The sequence below is a fragment of the Staphylococcus sp. HMSC056G08 genome (assembly GCF_001812305.1).
Taxonomy (GTDB): Bacteria; Bacillota; Bacilli; order Staphylococcales; family Staphylococcaceae; genus Staphylococcus; species Staphylococcus simulans.
This window is the reverse complement of record NZ_KV808441.1, coordinates 1-17,569: the sequence shown is the minus strand read 5'-3', so window position 1 is coordinate 17,569 and position 17,569 is coordinate 1. Positions and strand designations below refer to the sequence as shown.

The following is a 17,569-nucleotide window of genomic DNA, read 5'->3' as shown; positions in this document are numbered from 1 at the left end:
TTGGAAAACGAATTAAGATGATCCAACCTCGTTCCAATATATATATTTACCTACCACATGGACGCTATGCCTTACCAACATAGCGTCCTCTTTTTATATGGGAAATTAATATTTCCCGTCTTGTTATTTCCTGAAACACAAAGAAAAACCGACTACCCTCTAAGGATAATCGGTTGAAATAGAATAGTTTAAAAGTGTTGATGTTAAAGAGTTTGTACACGAACGGATGTCTTACTCCAGACAAGCGTCAGTATAACTTTATCACTCTTGGTTTTGTGTTTCTGATTGCTCAGCGGTATCAACATATAGAAATGCGATGACACTCATAATACTTAGTGTCACAAATGCACAACCTAGTGGAATCAGAAAATTTCCTGCGTTTAAAAAGATGAGACCTGTAATGCTCATTTTAATTAAGGCATGCAATACGAAACATAAAATGCTTGTGAAGAACAGCGCAAGACTGCTTCCAGCTAAGAAAACTTTCTGCATACTTCTGGTACTCCTTCTTCGTTTAAATCTTTTTTTATCACTCTCATTATAACGTGGTTTGCAATATATTACGATAGCGTTTTCGGTAATTAATAAAAATTTAACAAATGGATAGAGTCCAAGTCTTTCTTATTTAGTTAAGAGAGTGATTGAATCAAACTAAAAATGAAGATGATTAGAGTTGATGCGGTAGTGAGTAATAAAGCGATGATCGTCATTTTTTGATTTCTTACTTGCTTAGTTTTTTTCGTTTCAATAAATAAAATGATCATCGCTGCAATTAATAACAAACCTACAATAGAATATGTAACGATACTTCCAGCTGTCATAAAATCTCCTCCATAGTTGTTATAATATAAATACTTTATTTATTATATACCTCACTTTTCTGAAGGAAAACATTATAAAATATTGGGTATAGTTGATAAGATACAACTGAAGAAATTGAACTTTATCTATGCTGTTAAAAACATGTAGCAAGCTAGTGATATCAAGTAGGTGATTCTTGCCAACTATGTTAAAATAATTCTTATAGTTACTAAAGTATAGGAGTGGCGAATTTGTTTGCAAAAATAGACCTGAAGGCGACGCTACTTGCAACATTGGCATTGCTGATTATTGTGGCAGTCACCTATGTTATACCGGTTGCCGGACTCATCTTATTTTTTATTGCAACGGTGCCTGGTATTATTCTATGGCATAAGTCTATTATGTCTTTCGGTATTGCCGCACTGATTACAGTTATTTTAACTGTCCTGTTCGGAAGTGAGGGTGTACTGAGTTATATCATCTTCATTTTGATTTTGAGTTTGATAGTAGGGCAATTATTAAAAGAACGTACATCGAAAGAACGTATACTCTATATCGCAACTACATATATGAGTATCATCAGTTTGGCAGGCTTTATGCTGCTTCAAGTCTTCGATAAACTTCCGCTTTCACAAGTGCTTGTGAAACCATTTAAAGATCAAATGTATCAAGCAATGGCAATGAGTGGACTAGATGCTTCTTCACGTAGTGTGTTAGAAGAAGGTTTTAGACAATTAGCAGTTCAATTACCTAGTTATACGATTATCGTTATTTTTATTATGATACTCATTAACTTGATTGTATCGTTTCCGATTTTACGTAAGTTTAAAATAGCAACCCCAGTGTTTAAACCGTTATATGCATGGCAGTTTAAACGTGTACTCGCATACATTTACTTTATAGTATTGCTTTGTGTCATGTTCGCAACGCAACCTGGCACATTCCAAAGTATCGTTTTAAATATGCAAGTTATCTTATCATTTATTATGTTCATCCAAGGTTTAAGTTTCATTGCTTACTTTGCGAAAGCGAAACGTATGCCGGTAGGTGTGGGCATTTTATTAATGGTTATAGGATTTTTACTGACACCTGTGATACCGATTATCGGCTTACTGGGTGTTGTAGATATTACATTCAATTTAAAACGATTTATTAAAAAATGATTTGAGGTGACAGAATGAATCGTCAATCTACGAAGAAAGCATTGTTTATTCCTTTCTTGCTTATGGTATTAACTGCAATCGCATTAGTTGTTGTTTGGTTTATTTTTAACCAATTGATTGCTGGTATCGCAACTGCAGTCTTACTTGTGATGATTATTATCAGTGCATTTGCGTTTCGTAATGCATTCATACGATTAGATCAATATGTAGATGATTTAAGCGGACAGATATCAGCTGGCAATAGTATCGCGATTAAAAGTTTGCCGATTGGCATCATTGTTCTTGATGAGAATGAAGATGTAGAATGGATGAACCATTTCATGTCTGAACGATTGGATCGTAATGTTATCTCAGATCCGATAAATGAAGTGTACCCGAACATTCTGAAACAATTAGAGAAGACGCAAGAGATTGAAATTACAGATGGCAATTATCATTATCGTGTGCGTTATTCAGAAGATGAACATGTCTTATATTTCTTTGATATTACCGAAGAAGTACACACGTATGAATTATATGAAGAATCGAAACCGGTTATCGCAACCTTATTCCTTGATAACTACGATGAAATCACACAAAATATGAACGATACACAGCGTTCTGAAATCAACTCTATGGTCACACGTGTCATCAGTCGTTGGGCTTCTGAGTATGATATCTATTTCAAGCGGTATAGTTCAGACCAATTCGTAGCGTATTTAAACCGTCGTATTCTTGACCAATTAGAAGAATCAAATTTCGACTTGTTGCGAAACCTACGTGAAAAGAGTGTAGGTTACCGCGCACAATTGACATTAAGTATTGGTGTCGGTGAAGGTTCAGAGAACTTGATTGACTTAGGGGAATTATCACAATCAGGTTTAGACTTAGCCCTTGGCCGTGGTGGTGACCAAGTCGCAATCAAACATATCAATGGTAATGTAAGATTCTATGGTGGTAAGACTGACCCGATGGAAAAACGTACACGTGTACGTGCGCGTGTTATCTCACATGCTTTAAAAGATATCTTGATGGAAGGCGACAAAGTTATCATTATGGGACATAAACGTCCTGACTTAGACGCAATCGGTGCAGCTATCGGTGTTTCACGCTTTGCGATGATGAATAACTTAGATGCTTATGTTGTGTTAAATGAAGAAGATATCGATCCGACATTACGTCGTGTGATGGATGAAATTGATAAGAAACCAGAATTAAAAGAACGTTTCATCACATCAGATGATGCTTGGGATATTATGACATCGAAAACGACATTAGTTGTTGTTGATACACATAAACCAGAAATGGTATTAGATGAGAACATTTTAAATAAAGCAAACCGTAAAGTCGTGATCGACCATCATCGTCGTGGTGAAAGCTTTATCTCTCATCCATTATTGGTATATATGGAACCTTATGCCAGCTCTACAGCTGAGCTTGTGACGGAACTCCTTGAATACCAACCGACAGAACAACGTCTGACAAGATTAGAATCAACGATTATGTATGCAGGTATTATTGTCGATACGCGTAACTTCACATTACGTACAGGTTCAAGAACCTTTGATGCGGCAAGTTACTTAAGAGCACATGGTGCAGATACGATCTTGACGCAGCATTTCTTAAAAGATGATATTGATACGTACATTAATCGTTCAGAGCTTATCCGTACTGTGAAACTACAAAGCAATGGTATTGCGGTGGCACACGGATCTAATGATAAAATCTATCACCCTGTTACAGTTGCACAAGCTGCAGACGAATTGTTAAGTTTAGATGGTGTAGAGGCCTCTTATGTAGTGGCTAGACGAGAAGATGACTTAGTGGGTATTTCAGCCCGTTCACTTGGCTCTATCAACGTCCAACTGACAATGGAAGCTTTAGGCGGCGGTGGACATTTAACAAATGCTGCCACGCAAATTAAAGGTGTAACAGTAGATGAAGCAGTAGAACAATTACAACAAGCAATAGATGAACAAATTAGTAGGAGTGAAGGACAATGAAAGTAATTTTCACACAAGATGTTAAAGGTAAAGGTAAGAAAGGCGAAGTTAAAGACGTACCTGTAGGCTACGCACAAAACTTCTTATTCAAGAAAAATGTTGCAGTAGAAGCAACACCAGGTAACTTGAAACAATTAGAACTTAAAAACAAACGTGCCGAAGAAGAAAGAGAACAAGAAATCGAAGATGCGAAAGCATTAGCAAAACGTCTTGAAGACATCGAAGTAGAAGTCACAGCTAAATCAGGTGAAGGCGGCAAATTATTCGGTTCTGTCAGCACAAAACAAATTGCACAAGCCTTACAAAAACAACACGATATCAAAATTGATAAACGTAAAATGGACTTACCTAACGGTATCCATGCCTTAGGTTATACAAATGTACCAGTAAAATTAGACAAAAAAGTCGATGGTACAATCCGTGTTCACACTGTTGAACAAAAATAAGCAATGAAATAATTAGAGGTGTAATCAAAAAATGGATGGAATGTATGAACAAAACCAGATGCCGCATAACAACGAAGCTGAGCAATCTGTCTTAGGTGCCATTATTATTGATCCACAGCTCATGGGGGAAACTCAGGGAGTCTTACTTCCTGAGTCCTTTTATAGAGGCGCTCACCAACACATCTTCCGTGCGATGATGCACCTCTTTGAGGAAAATAGTGAAATAGATGTCGTAACCTTAATGGACCAGTTGACATCTGAAGGGACATTGAGTGAAGCGGGCGGCCCGCAATATCTTGCGGAGCTCGCAAGCAATGTGCCGACGACAAGAAATATTGAGTACTATCGCGAGATTGTTTATAAATTAGCTGCGAAACGTAATTTGATTCGTGTCGCAGATCAAATCGCGAAAGACGGTTATGATTCAGAACTTGATTTAGATGATATTTTAAGTGATGCAGAGCGTAAGATTTTAGAACTCGCATCTACGAGAGAATCTGAAGGGTTTAAAGATATCAGAGACGTCTTAGGACAAGTCTATGAGAATGCTGAAGAGTTAGACCAAAATAGTGGTCAACCGCCAGGTATCCCGACAGGCTATCGTGATTTAGACCAGATGACTGCAGGCTTTAACCGAAATGATTTAATCATTTTAGCTGCACGTCCTTCGGTAGGTAAGACTGCCTTCGCATTGAATATTGCGCAAAAAGTTGCGACACATGAAAGCAATTATACAGTCGGTATTTTCTCGCTAGAGATGGGTGCAGACCAATTAGCAACACGTATGATTTGTAGTTCAGGAAATGTAGACTCGAACCGTTTACGTACTGGGACGATGACAGATGAAGACTGGAATCGTTTCACAGTGGCAGTCGGTAAGTTATCTAAAACGAAAATCTTTATTGATGATACACCGGGTATCAGAATTACAGATTTACGTTCTAAGTGTCGTCGACTCAAACAAGAGCATGGTTTAGATATGATTGTGATCGACTACTTACAGTTGATTATGGGAAGCGGTTCTCGTATGTCTGATAACCGTCAACAAGAAGTATCTGAAATCTCAAGAACGTTAAAAGCGATTGCACGTGAATTAGAATGTCCGGTTATTGCACTGAGTCAGTTATCTCGTGGTGTTGAACAACGACAAGATAAACGCCCGATGATGAGTGACATTCGTGAATCAGGTTCTATCGAGCAAGATGCGGATATCGTTGCTTTCTTATATCGTGATGATTACTATAATCGTGAAGACGGTGAAGAAGATGACGATGGCGGCATGGAACCTGTCACAAATGATGATAATGGTGAAATTGAAGTCATTATTGCGAAGCAGCGTAACGGCCCGACAGGAACTGTTAAATTGCACTTCATGAAGCAATACAACAAATTCACGGACATTGATTATGCACATGCAGATATGATGTAAAAATTAAAAATGAAATTATAGATGAATTTAAAAGACCAAACGCGCGTTTTGGTCTTTTTTTAATGGGAAATTAGAAAAAATAAGGCGAAATAGAAACGAATTTTAAAATATTTTTACGTACAATAAACTAGTATTAGGTTTAAATGTACGGTTTTAAGTCGATTTAAAAGGGTTATTTTGTCAATAAGTATGTGTAATATAAAGTGTAATAAACGGTATAAAACATTGGTGTTAAAGGGTTTATATCACTTTTGAGGAAGTTTCAGTGTTCACTGAACTGCCAAAAATCTGTAATATTTAATGTTCGTTTTCTATTTGCATTACACGCTTACAATTGATAGAATATTGAATGGTTAATTGAGAATAACTTGGAGGTGCTCTTATGTCATCAATTGTAGTTGTTGGGACACAATGGGGAGACGAAGGTAAAGGTAAAATCACAGACTTTTTAGCAGAACAAGCGGACGTTATTGCACGTTTTTCAGGCGGAAATAACGCAGGACATACAATCAAATTCGGCGGAGAAACTTATAAATTACACTTAGTGCCATCAGGCATTTTCTATCAAGATAAACTATCTGTTATCGGTAACGGTGTTGTAGTTGATCCGGTTGCATTATTAAAAGAGTTGGACGCATTAAATGAACGCGGCATTCCAACAAATAATTTGCGTATTTCAAATCGTGCACAGGTTATTTTGCCTTACCACTTATTACAAGATGAGTATGAAGAACGTCTTCGTGGTGATAACAAAATCGGTACGACTAAGAAAGGTATCGGCCCAGCATACGTTGATAAAGCACAAAGAATCGGTATCCGTATGGCGGATTTATTAGACAAAGAAACATTCGAACGCTTATTAAAAGCAAATCTTGAACACAAAGCAGCATACTTTAAAGGTATGTTTAATGAAGAAGCACCAGCTTTCGAAGATATCTTCGAAGAATACTATGCAGCTGGTCAACGCTTAAAAGAATATGTAACAGACACACCTAAATTATTAGATGATGCACTTGTAGCTAATGAACGTGTATTATTCGAAGGTGCACAAGGGGTTATGTTAGACATCGACCATGGTACATACCCATTCGTTACATCAAGTAACCCGATTGCTGGTAACGTTACTGTCGGCGGCGGTATCGGACCAACATCAGTATCTAAAGTTATCGGTGTATGTAAAGCGTATACGTCACGTGTAGGTGATGGTCCATTCCCTACTGAATTATTCGATGAAGATGGTCATCATATCCGTGAAGTAGGTCGTGAATATGGTACAACTACAGGACGTCCACGTCGTGTCGGCTGGTTCGACTCAGTGGTATTACGTCATTCACGTCGTGTAAGTGGTATTACTGACTTATCTATCAACTCAATCGACGTTTTAACTGGTTTAGATACAGTTAAAATCTGTGTTGCGTATGAGTTAGATGGTGAAGAAATCACTGAATACCCAGCAAACTTAAACGCGTTGAACCGTTGTAAACCAATTTACGAAGAATTACCAGGTTGGTCTGAAGATATTACAGGCGTACAATCATTAGAAGAATTACCAGATAACGCACGTCGTTACTTAGAACGTATTTCTGAGTTATGTAACGTAGGTATCTCAATCTTCTCTGTAGGTCCAGACCGTACACAAACAAATATGTTAAAACCTTTATGGTCATAATTTAAAAATAACAAGTTGTAATTACAGCAACTTCAAATCAATGATATAGAAAAATGCAATGCGGGCATGAACCTGCATTGCATTTTTTGTATTCATAAAGCTTATGATGAAGTTTAATGAATTTTTTTCTTACGATGGTGTCCGCCACGTACTTCAGAAACATTACCGAAGGATAAGAAGGCGTTCGGATCGATTTGAATAACGACTTCTTTTAATTTCGCTTCCTCAACACGTGTGATGACCGTGAAGACGACTTTACGCGGATCGCCTGTATAGGCACCCTCTGCGTGTAAGTACGTCACACCACGCCCTAAACGGTCGTTAATCGCTTCTCCAATTTCTTTATACTCATCACTGATAATCCAGACCGCTTTTGATTCATCTAAACCGATTAAAATTAAATCAATCATTTTAAAAGCGATGAAATAAGCGACAACACTATACATGGCACTTTCCCATGTGAATACAAAACCAGCGACTGCGAAAATAAAGAAGTTGAAGATCATCACGATTTCACCGACTGAAAATGGCAAACGGTTATGCACGAGAATGGACATAATTTCTGTTCCATCCATACTACCGCCGGCACGAATGACTAAACCGACACCGATACCGACAATGGCACCACCGAAGATGGTGATAAGTAAAGGTTCTCTAACGACTGCAGGGATATCATGGAGCAACATAGTTCCGATAGATAAGACAGTAATCGCATAAAGCGTAGATACCGCAAATGTTTTACCGATCTGTTTATAACCTAAGAAGAAAAACGGTAAGTTAAGAATAAAGATAAACACACCGAGTGATAAACCTGTTAGATGAGATAAGATAATCGAAACACCGACGATCCCGCCATCTAACAATTTATTTGGAACTAAGAAGAGTTCAAGTCCTACTGCCGTAAGCATTGAACCTATCGTTAAGAAAAGGATACGTATAATAATTTGTGTGAGAGACAGTTTTTTCTCTTTCTTTGTATGACCCCCAGAGTGCGTGGATTGATTCATAATTTGCCTCCTAAAATGGGTTATGTAAAAATTATACAAAAAAACTTTAAAAATTGCTTGTGTTTTTTTAAAGAGCTGTGCTATAATCTATCTTGTGCTTGAAAAACGGCTCCTTGGTCAAGCGGTTAAGACACCGCCCTTTCACGGCGGTAACACGGGTTCGAGTCCCGTAGGAGTCACCATTTTAGGTCTCGTAGTGTAGCGGTTAACACGCCTGCCTGTCACGCAGGAGATCGCGGGTTCGATTCCCGTCGAGACCGTACAATGCTCATCCAATAGGGTGGGCATTTTTATTTTGTCTTTTTCTTGTTTTATGTTTAAGATAGTTAGTTTTATAATTAGATAACGTGCTATTAAAAAACAAAATCAAGGTATAAAATGTAATGAAATGTTACAATAGCATAAACATGCATGAATCCTCTCTTTTAGACATCCCCATTTCTGCAATCCACATAAAATTTACAATACCTTCACATAATGTCTTTTACCCGAAAAAATAGATAGTCAATAATAGAATTAATTTGGTATGAAAAATAGAATTGGCGTGCTAGAAATGGTAAATTATATAGTAGATACTTATGTCTAAATAAAATTATTCATGTACGATTATGATTAGAAATGAGGTTTAGGATTATGGCGAGAAAAGTAGTTGTAGTAGACGATGAAAAACCTATTGCTGATATTCTAGAATTTAACTTGAAAAAAGAGGGTTATGAAGTCTTTTGTGCATATGACGGAAATGATGCGATTGACTTAATTTATGAAGAAGAACCAGACATCGTACTCTTAGATATTATGCTTCCAGGCAGAGATGGTATGGAAGTCTGCCGTGAAGTACGTAAGAAATATGAAATGCCGATTATTATGTTGACGGCAAAAGACTCAGAAATTGATAAGGTGCTTGGTTTAGAACTAGGTGCGGATGACTATGTGACGAAACCTTTCAGCACACGTGAATTGATTGCACGTGTGAAAGCGAACTTACGTCGTCAATATACACAACCGCAAGAAGCAAATAATGCGCCGAACGAAATTAAAATTAAAGATATTGTCATCTACCCAGATGCGTATTCTATTAAGAAACGCGGCAAAGATATTGAATTGACACATCGTGAATTTGAATTGTTCCATTATTTAGCGAACCATATGGGACAAGTTATGACACGTGAACACTTACTGCAAACGGTATGGGGCTATGATTACTTCGGTGACGTACGTACGGTCGATGTTACAATTCGTCGTTTAAGAGAAAAAATCGAAGATGATCCGTCACATCCAGAATATATCGTGACACGCCGCGGTGTCGGATACTTCTTGCAGCAGCACGACTGAGGCCATAGGATATGAAATGGCTTAAACAATTTCAGTCCCTTCACACGAAGCTCGTGATTGTTTATGTCTTGTTAATTATTATTGGGATGCAGATTATTGGTTTATATTTTACCAATAACTTAGAACGTGAATTAACACAGACATTTAAAAATAATATTTCGCAGTACGCGAAACAAATAGAGATCAACGTGGAGAAGGTCAATGAAGAAGACAAATCAGTCAATACGCAAAAAGAGATTCAAGAATTACTTAATGAATATGCGAACCGCCAAGAAATTGAACAAATCAACTATATTGATAAAGATCAAATTATAGTCGCGTCGACGAAACAATCTTCTAACAGTATCATTAATCAAAAAGCCAATGATACCTCTATTCAAAAGGCACTTTCATTAGGACAAGCGAATGACCATACGATGCTGAAAGACTATGGTAAAGGTAAACAGCGTGTATGGATCTATAACTTGCCTGTGAAGTCGTCTAAAGGTGTCATCGGTGATATTTATATTGAAGCGGATATCGATAGTGTTTATGACCAATTAAACAACTTTAACCAAATCTTCATTGTAGGTACTGCGATTTCTTTATTTATCACAGGATTACTCGGATTCTTCATTGCGCGTACGATTACTAAACCGATTACGGATATGCGTAACCAAACGGTTGAAATGTCAAAAGGTAATTATACGCAACGTGTAAAAATCTATGGTAATGATGAAATCGGTGAACTGGCATTAGCCTTCAACAACTTGTCAAAACGTGTACAAGAAGCACAAGCGAATACGGAAAGTGAGAAACGTCGTTTGGACTCAGTTATCACACATATGAGTGATGGGGTCATTGCGACGGACAGACGTGGACGTGTGCGTATTGTGAACGATATGGCATTGAAGATGCTAGGTATGTCTAAAGAAGATGTTATGGGTTACAACATGTTGGGTGTCTTAGATTTAGAAGATGAATTCGCGTTAGATGAGATGCAGGAAAATAATAATAGCTTCTTGTTAGATATTAATGAAGCGGAAGGTATTATTGCGCGTGTCAGCTTCAGTACAATTGTACAAGACACAGGCTTTGTGACAGGTTACATTGCGGTGTTACATGATGTAACAGAACAACAACAAGTAGAACAAGAACGTCGTGAATTCGTTGCGAATGTTTCACATGAGTTGCGTACGCCGTTAACTTCTATGAACAGTTATTTAGAAGCTTTAGAAGAAGGCGCTTGGCAAGATCCTGAAATTGCGCCGCAGTTCTTATCTGTAACAAGAGAAGAAACGGTACGTATGATTCGCTTGGTTAATGACTTATTGAATTTATCACGTATGGATAATGATACAGAACAAATCACTAAAGAAATTGTGGACTTTAATATGTTCATTAATAAAATCATCAACCGTCATGAGATGGCTTCAAAAGATGTAACGTTTGTGCGTGACATTCCTGATGAAACAATCTTTGCGGAAATTGATCCAGATAAGATGACACAAGTGTTTGATAACGTCATTACGAATGCGATGAAATACTCACGTGGCAGCAAGCGTGTTGAGTTTCACGTGAAACCGAATCCGTTGTATAACCGCATGACGATTCGTATTAAAGATAATGGTATTGGTATTCCGATTAATAAAGTGGATAAAATCTTTGATCGTTTCTTCCGTGTCGATAAAGCACGTACACGTAAGATGGGCGGTACAGGTTTAGGTCTTGCGATTTCAAAAGAAATTGTGGAAGCACATAACGGACGTATTTGGGCAAATAGTGTCGAGGGACAAGGTACCTCAATCTTCATCACATTACCGTGTGAAGTTATAGAAGATGGTGATTGGGATGAGGCATAAAGAAGCAGCAAAATCCGTGATTCTCACACTTTTAGTCTTAATGAGTATTGTGCTGACATATTTAATGTGGAACTTCTCACCAGACCTTGCGAATCTTGAAAGCCAAGATAATAAAAAAACAAATCAGAATACCATCGGCAAAGCGAATTCAGAACCTATGGCGAGTGTTATTTCGCCATATCAAGTGGTGTATTCGAATGATGATAAGTTCACAGGTGCTTTAGAAACCCGTACGATTAACCGTAATATTGTGAAGGTATTAAAGAATCAAGAGGTTGAAGATGCTCATGAAGTCTATCATGCGCATAACCTATTTATTCCGGAACTCAGCGATAACTTCTTGGTGTTAGACTTTGCGTATGATATGCCTTTATCTATGTATTTGGGTCAAGTCTTGAATATGGATGCGAAGGTCTCAAATAAGTATGAGTTCAATCGTTTATTGATTGATGCAGAGCAAAAGGATACAGCAGTCATTTACGCCATCAGCAGTGACCATCACCGTGTGATGCGTATGACAACATCTATTCCAAGCAACAAGGTTAATGACTTAGTAGGTAAAATCAAACCGAATTTAATACCGTTCGCAGATATTATTACGAATAGAAATACAATTGATGCGGCAACGCATATCTTTGCGCCTGAAAAGCCGCAACATTTAAAAACGTACCGTACGATTTTTAATCACATTAGTGTGGAAACGATGAATTCGATACTCTTTAATGATTCTGTAGTGGTGCGTAGTACGAAAAGCGGTAATACGACTTACAACAATAATACAGGTGTCGCAACATATGATTCTAAAAATGAACTCTATCGTTATATGAACTTATCTGAAGATGAATCAAAATCTAAGAATATGTTAGAAACTATTCCTAGTACATTCGACTTTATTAACGCACATGGTGGTTTTACAGATGATTTCCGCCTCTTTGATACGGATGATGAGTCTGGTGAGTTAACTTATCAAATGTTTTTAAATGGTGTACCTGTATTTAACGAAAATAACTTAAGTACCATCCAAGTGGCTTGGGGTGAGAAAGGTATTTTCAGTTATGGACGCTCTTTATTAAAAAGCAATATCACCATTGATAGCGGTGAAGAAAAGGAAAAACTCCCTGGCGCAGAAACAGTACGTTCTAACTTAGCGAATAATCCATCCATCGACTTTAAGAAAATAACGAATATCACGATTGGTTATACGATGAAAGATCGAGAAGAAGATGACATGGAAGTTCAGCGTAATAGTGAGTATGTACCACAGTGGTATGTGCAGTATGATGGTGAATGGTATGCTTACGAGAATGGAGGGCTTAAGTCATGAATTGGAAGTACGCAAAGACACTCTTCATTTTCGTGTTCCTCATCATCAATATTATGTTAGCTGTGATGTATGTGAATAAAATCAATAAATCTTACATTAATGATGCTGAAGGGAATAATGAAGTCAACTTCAGACAAGAAGAAATCAGTATTCCTAAAGAATTACCAGATGTCAGAGGATTGAAAGTTCAACTAGTCACAGGTCGTTCTAAAGATTTCACGAATTACGCGAAATCAAAAGACGAAGTTAAAACAGAAGATGATGGTAAAATCGCACAAGGTAACATCAGCCCACCGATTAGCGTCAGCAATGATCAAGTAACCAGCCTTAAAATGTACATGAAGAAAAATATTTATAAAGGTGAAGATTACCAATTATTTAGTACAGATGATAACGAAGAAACGTTCGAACAAACCTTTAATGGTTTACCGATTATGAACAATGATAAAGCAATGTTGAAGTTTAAAATTAATGATGACGAAGAAGCGAGCAGTTATCGCCAAACAGCGCTCCATGAGCTCAGTACTTCAAAAGGTGAAAATAACGAAGCACAACATGTCATCAGTGCGCGTAATGCGATTGAAGCTTTATACTTCAACCGTTATTTAAAACGTAATGACGCAGTCACTAATATTCGTTTAGGATACTATTCAGTAGTGAGAGAAACTAATGTTCAAGTTCTCCAAGCAAGTTGGGAGATTAAAGTTAATCACGCTGGCAGTACGAAAACGAAAACGTACTATGTTGAAGCGACTTCAAAAAATCCGAAGATTATTGTGAGATAACCAACAATATAAAATAAGCAAAGAGGAGTATCATGAGATCAATCTGATGGTACTCCTCTTATACATAGGATGTTCAATGTGTGAAACTATTTCAGTTGATATGGTGGGCAGACCTATCAATTAGGTGTACAATAGATAAGTAAAAATTGAAAATGATGAGGTCCGGCACTGTTCGGCCATTCAAACGGCAGTATGACCAAGCCGTATCTTTAACAAACAGATCATAATTTGAGATAATAATTAAAATGTATCCGGATGTCCAAAATAAATAGAAACAGTTAAAAACTTAGAAAGGGTGAATCGCTTGATACGTATGAGCGTACTTGCGAGTGGTAGTACAGGCAATGCCACTTATGTAGAAAGTGATAAAGGAAGCCTGCTCGTTGATGCTGGATTAACTGGCAAGAAGATGGAAGAACTCTTCAGTAAGATTGATAAAAATATTCAAGATTTAAATGGGATTTTAGTCACGCATGAACACATTGACCATATTAAAGGATTAGGTGTTCTTGCGCGTAAATATAAATTACCGATTTATGCCAACGAAAAAACTTGGCAAGCGATTGAAAAGAAAGACAGCAAGATTCCAATGGATCAAAAATTCATTTTCAATCCATATGAAACACATTCATTAGCTGGATTCGATATTGAATCATTCAATGTGTCACATGATGCGATTGATCCGCAATTCTATATTTTCCATAATAACTACAAAAAATTTACGATGATTACAGACACAGGCTATGTTTCAGATCGTATGAAAGGTATGATCAGAGGCAGTGATGCCTTCATGTTTGAAAGTAACCACGATGTAGATATGTTGCGCATGTGTCGTTACCCTTGGAAAACCAAACAACGTATCTTAGGAGACATGGGGCACGTCTCAAATGAAGATGCAGCAATGGCAATGTGTGATGTCATTACAGGCAACACGAAACGTATTTATCTTTCTCACTTATCACAAGATAACAATATGAAAGACTTAGCGCGTATGAGTGTAGGACAAGTCTTAAATCATCATGATATTGATACAAACAAAGAAGTTCTACTATGTGATACAGATAAAGCAGAACCTACACCGATTTATACGATATAAATAAGTTAGAGACAGCCAATGAAGCGAACCACTTCATTGGCTTTTTTTTTACGAAGAAAAGTAAAAAAACACACAAAAGTCATCACAAAAAACGGAAAAAGTGTAGATAAAACTTAGGGAGAAAATGTATAATTTCTAAGGTAGTGTGCACGTAGGGTAGTTATTCACAATTTTGTGTAAAGAAAGCGTAAAACTGTGAATAACTATGTAAGACTGACCTCAAAGTTATGCACAAAATGAGGATAAGTTACCCACACTTGTGCACAATCCACAGAGAAATACCCACATTATTAACAGAGTTATCCACATATCTACAAGTTAACCACAGAAATGTGGGTAAAATACACAAGAATAGCAGTGAATTTATATACATAAGCCACTTATTAAGACAGTAAGCTGTGAATAGGTGGATAACCTGTGGATAACTCGAATAACTATTCAGATATAAGGAGAATGTGATGAAGATAACTGTACTTGCCGTAGGCAAATTAAAAGAAAAATACTGGAAACAAGCCATTGCAGAATACCAAAAACGTTTAGGTGCCTATACAAAAATAGAAATCATCGAAGTTCCTGATGAAAAAGCACCAGAAAATATGAGCGATAAAGAAATAGAACAAGTGAAACAAAAAGAAGGACAACGACTACTAGCGAAAGTAAAACCACAATCCACAGTCATTACATTAGAAATCAAAGGCAACATGTTAACATCAGAGGGATTAGCCAAAAACCTTCAACAACGTATGGTTCAAGGTCAAAGCGACTTCACTTTCATCATCGGAGGATCAAACGGCCTGCATCAAGATGTCTTAAACAGAAGCAACTACGCCTTATCCTTCAGCAAAATGACCTTCCCTCACCAAATGATGCGTGTCATCTTACTTGAACAAGTATATAGAGCATTCAAGATCATGCGCGGGGAAGCATATCATAAATGATGCGGTTTTTTCAGCCGCTTCATAAAGGGATTTTGAATGTATCAGAACATATGAGGTTTATGTGAATTGCTGTTATGTTTTTAAGAAGCTTATCATAAGTAATGAGGTTCATGATTTTTGACATAGTTAGCCTCCGCAGTCTTTCATTTCAAGTAAATAATAGCGAAATATTCTTTATACTGAATACTTATAGTGAAGCAAAGTTCTAGCTTTGAGAAAATTCTTTCTGCAACTAAATATAGTAAATTACGGTAAAATATAAATAAGTACATATTGAAGAAAATGAGACATAATATATTTTATAATAGGAGGGAATTTCAAATGATAGACAACTTTATGCAGGTCCTTAAATTAATTAAAGAGAAACGTACCAATAATGTAGTTAAAAAATCTGATTGGGATAAAGGTGATCTATATAAAACTTTAGTCCATGATAAGTTACCCAAGCAGTTAAAAGTGCATATAAAAGAAGATAAATATTCAGTTGTAGGGAAGGTTGCTACTGGGAACTATAGTAAAGTTCCTTGGATTTCAATATATGATGAGAATATAACAAAAGAAACAAAGGATGGATATTATTTGGTATATCTTTTTCATCCGGAAGGAGAAGGCATATACTTATCTTTGAATCAAGGATGGTCAAAGATAAGTGATATGTTTCCGCGGGATAAAAATGCTGCAAAACAAAGAGCATTAACTTTATCTTCCGAACTCAATAAATATATTACATCAAATGAATTTAATACTGGAAGATTTTATTACGCAGAAAATAAAGATTCATCTTATGATTTAAAAAATGATTATCCATCAGGATATTCTCATGGATCAATAAGATTCAAATATTATGATTTGAATGAAGGATTCACAGAAGAAGATATGCTAGAGGATTTAAAGAAATTTTTAGAACTATTTAATGAATTAGCTTCAAAAGTTACAAAAACATCCTATGATAGCTTGGTCAATAGCATAGACGAAATACAGGAAGACAGCGAAATTGAAGAAATTAGAACAGCACAAAAAGATAAGACACTCAAGGAAGTGGAAGCACCTAAAGGAATAATTCCAAAATATAAAAAAGGTGTATCAAAGACTACTAAAAATGATTCAGAAATTGAAAAATCAAATAAAGAGAATAAATTAACCGGTAAAGTTGGAGAAAAATTAGCGCTAAATTACTTTAATGAGCTAATTGATAATAAAATAGACGAAGATAAGAAAGAACAGTTTAGGAATATTTTAAATGATAATCCAGGCTCTCAACACGGTCATGGCTATGATTTAGTAGCTTTTGATCCAACAAATACAGATAAAGCTGTAGAAAAATTTATTGAAATTAAAACATCTACATCTTCTAGTATTGAGGAACCATTTTTTATGTCGCTAAATGAAATGTTTGCTATGAAAGAATATAAGCAGAAATATTTAATATTAAGAATATTTAATGTTTCTGGTAAAGAACCACAATTTTATTTTATAGATCCATATGCAAATTATTCTGAATTTAAAGATGTAGATGATCTCATTGACAAAGTATTTAATGTAGAAGCTATTCAGTATAAAGTTTTTGGCGAAAAATGATTACTTGAACAAGAGCTAAAATAAAATTGTGATCTAATAAAAATAGAAACTGTAATTTAAATAAAACTTTCTAAATAAGCTAACTGATAAAAAATCAGTTTGTCCACAGTCTGAAACAAGATTCCTATATTCTTTAGGAATCTTGTCAGACTGTCGACAAAGTCCTACGGACTTGTCG

Annotated in this window: 15 protein-coding genes and 2 tRNA genes; 14 read left to right on the top strand and 3 right to left on the bottom strand. The window is 36.4% G+C overall.

Annotated elements, in window-relative coordinates; all coding sequences use genetic code 11:
- Window positions 1-261 precede the first annotated feature (261 nt).
- Entirely contained in the window at window positions 262-492 is a 231-nt protein-coding gene (locus HMPREF2846_RS02155) for a hypothetical protein (protein ID WP_002480287.1), read from the bottom strand.
- 137 nt (window positions 493-629) lie between these two features.
- Window positions 630-821, bottom strand: coding sequence for a hypothetical protein (locus tag HMPREF2846_RS02150; RefSeq protein ID WP_070625478.1), 192 nt, complete (start codon window positions 819-821; stop codon window positions 630-632).
- Between the two features lie 216 nt (window positions 822-1,037).
- Between HMPREF2846_RS02150 and HMPREF2846_RS02145 the strand changes: the two genes are divergently transcribed.
- The 5 genes from HMPREF2846_RS02145 (at window position 1,038) to HMPREF2846_RS02125 (ending at window position 7,490) form a co-directional block, all read left to right on the top strand.
- Window positions 1,038-1,964 (top strand): DUF2232 domain-containing protein, encoded by a 927-nt coding sequence (locus HMPREF2846_RS02145; protein ID WP_172954256.1) that lies wholly within the window; start codon window positions 1,038-1,040, stop codon window positions 1,962-1,964.
- Window positions 1,965-1,978: 14 nt separating this feature from the next.
- Window positions 1,979-3,946 (top strand): DHH family phosphoesterase, encoded by a 1,968-nt coding sequence (locus HMPREF2846_RS02140; protein WP_002480284.1) that lies wholly within the window; start codon window positions 1,979-1,981, stop codon window positions 3,944-3,946.
- Entirely contained in the window at window positions 3,943-4,392 is a 450-nt protein-coding gene (rplI, locus tag HMPREF2846_RS02135; protein WP_002480283.1) for a 50S ribosomal protein L9, read from the top strand. Before HMPREF2846_RS02140 ends, rplI begins: the two co-directional genes overlap by 4 nt.
- A 31-nt stretch (window positions 4,393-4,423) precedes the next feature.
- Window positions 4,424-5,821: a replicative DNA helicase gene (dnaB, locus tag HMPREF2846_RS02130; protein WP_070625476.1), complete on the top strand. Its 1,398-nt coding sequence runs from the start codon at window positions 4,424-4,426 to the stop codon at window positions 5,819-5,821.
- 382 nt (window positions 5,822-6,203) lie between these two features.
- The gene (locus HMPREF2846_RS02125; protein WP_002480281.1) at window positions 6,204-7,490 is read left to right on the top strand and encodes an adenylosuccinate synthase; all 1,287 of its coding nucleotides are present in this window, start codon (window positions 6,204-6,206) and stop codon (window positions 7,488-7,490) included.
- A gap of 113 nt (window positions 7,491-7,603) precedes the next feature.
- Here HMPREF2846_RS02125 and HMPREF2846_RS02120 read toward each other — a convergent pair whose 3' ends face one another.
- Window positions 7,604-8,497, bottom strand: a complete 894-nt coding sequence (locus HMPREF2846_RS02120) for a YitT family protein (RefSeq protein ID WP_002480280.1) — start codon at window positions 8,495-8,497, stop codon at window positions 7,604-7,606.
- 107 nt (window positions 8,498-8,604) lie between these two features.
- Here HMPREF2846_RS02120 and HMPREF2846_RS02115 point away from each other — a divergent pair.
- From HMPREF2846_RS02115 to HMPREF2846_RS02075, 9 genes are all read left to right on the top strand, one after another.
- A tRNA-Glu gene (locus HMPREF2846_RS02115) sits at window positions 8,605-8,679 on the top strand.
- Between the two features lie 5 nt (window positions 8,680-8,684).
- Window positions 8,685-8,757, top strand: a tRNA-Asp gene (locus HMPREF2846_RS02110).
- A gap of 373 nt (window positions 8,758-9,130) precedes the next feature.
- Window positions 9,131-9,829 (top strand): response regulator YycF, encoded by a 699-nt coding sequence (gene yycF / locus HMPREF2846_RS02105; protein ID WP_002480279.1) that lies wholly within the window; start codon window positions 9,131-9,133, stop codon window positions 9,827-9,829.
- A gap of 11 nt (window positions 9,830-9,840) precedes the next feature.
- Window positions 9,841-11,670 (top strand): cell wall metabolism sensor histidine kinase WalK, encoded by a 1,830-nt coding sequence (gene walK, locus HMPREF2846_RS02100; protein ID WP_002480278.1) that lies wholly within the window; start codon window positions 9,841-9,843, stop codon window positions 11,668-11,670.
- Complete coding sequence (locus HMPREF2846_RS02095; protein WP_023014865.1) at window positions 11,660-12,994, top strand: YycH family regulatory protein; 1,335 nt, start codon at window positions 11,660-11,662, stop codon at window positions 12,992-12,994. The genes walK and HMPREF2846_RS02095 overlap by 11 nt, the downstream gene beginning before the upstream one ends.
- Window positions 12,991-13,779 carry a two-component system regulatory protein YycI gene (locus HMPREF2846_RS02090; protein ID WP_023014864.1) on the top strand — a complete coding sequence of 263 codons (789 nt, stop codon included), beginning with the start codon at window positions 12,991-12,993 and terminating at the stop codon, window positions 13,777-13,779. Before HMPREF2846_RS02095 ends, HMPREF2846_RS02090 begins: the two co-directional genes overlap by 4 nt.
- A 295-nt stretch (window positions 13,780-14,074) precedes the next feature.
- The gene (locus tag HMPREF2846_RS02085) at window positions 14,075-14,875 is read left to right on the top strand and encodes an MBL fold metallo-hydrolase (protein WP_031262349.1); all 801 of its coding nucleotides are present in this window, start codon (window positions 14,075-14,077) and stop codon (window positions 14,873-14,875) included.
- Window positions 14,876-15,333: 458 nt separating this feature from the next.
- On the top strand, window positions 15,334-15,813 hold the full coding sequence (gene rlmH / locus HMPREF2846_RS02080) for a 23S rRNA (pseudouridine(1915)-N(3))-methyltransferase RlmH (protein WP_070625474.1): 480 nt from the start codon (window positions 15,334-15,336) through the stop codon (window positions 15,811-15,813).
- A gap of 321 nt (window positions 15,814-16,134) precedes the next feature.
- Entirely contained in the window at window positions 16,135-17,391 is a 1,257-nt protein-coding gene (locus HMPREF2846_RS02075) for an MrcB family domain-containing protein (RefSeq protein ID WP_000566670.1), read from the top strand.
- The last annotated feature ends 178 nt before the right edge of the window (window positions 17,392-17,569 follow it).

Excerpts from the sequence above, each read along its gene's own strand:
- yycF (WP_002480279.1), top strand. The coding sequence starts at position 9,131 with ATGGCGAGAAAAGTAGTTGTAGTAGACGATGAAAAACCTATTGCTGAT.
- HMPREF2846_RS02125 (WP_002480281.1), top strand. The coding sequence starts at position 6,204 with ATGTCATCAATTGTAGTTGTTGGGACACAATGGGGAGACGAAGGTAAA.
- dnaB (WP_070625476.1), top strand. The coding sequence starts at position 4,424 with ATGGATGGAATGTATGAACAAAACCAGATGCCGCATAACAACGAAGCT.
- HMPREF2846_RS02140 (WP_002480284.1), top strand. The coding sequence starts at position 1,979 with ATGAATCGTCAATCTACGAAGAAAGCATTGTTTATTCCTTTCTTGCTT.
- rlmH (WP_070625474.1), top strand. The coding sequence starts at position 15,334 with ATGAAGATAACTGTACTTGCCGTAGGCAAATTAAAAGAAAAATACTGG.
- HMPREF2846_RS02095 (WP_023014865.1), top strand. The coding sequence starts at position 11,660 with ATGAGGCATAAAGAAGCAGCAAAATCCGTGATTCTCACACTTTTAGTC.
- walK (WP_002480278.1), top strand. The coding sequence starts at position 9,841 with ATGAAATGGCTTAAACAATTTCAGTCCCTTCACACGAAGCTCGTGATT.
- HMPREF2846_RS02155 (WP_002480287.1), bottom strand. The coding sequence starts at position 492 with ATGCAGAAAGTTTTCTTAGCTGGAAGCAGTCTTGCGCTGTTCTTCACA.
- HMPREF2846_RS02090 (WP_023014864.1), top strand. The coding sequence starts at position 12,991 with ATGAATTGGAAGTACGCAAAGACACTCTTCATTTTCGTGTTCCTCATC.
- HMPREF2846_RS02150 (WP_070625478.1), bottom strand. The coding sequence starts at position 821 with ATGACAGCTGGAAGTATCGTTACATATTCTATTGTAGGTTTGTTATTA.
- HMPREF2846_RS02075 (WP_000566670.1), top strand. The coding sequence starts at position 16,135 with ATGATAGACAACTTTATGCAGGTCCTTAAATTAATTAAAGAGAAACGT.
- HMPREF2846_RS02120 (WP_002480280.1), bottom strand. The coding sequence starts at position 8,497 with ATGAATCAATCCACGCACTCTGGGGGTCATACAAAGAAAGAGAAAAAA.
- rplI (WP_002480283.1), top strand. The coding sequence starts at position 3,943 with ATGAAAGTAATTTTCACACAAGATGTTAAAGGTAAAGGTAAGAAAGGC.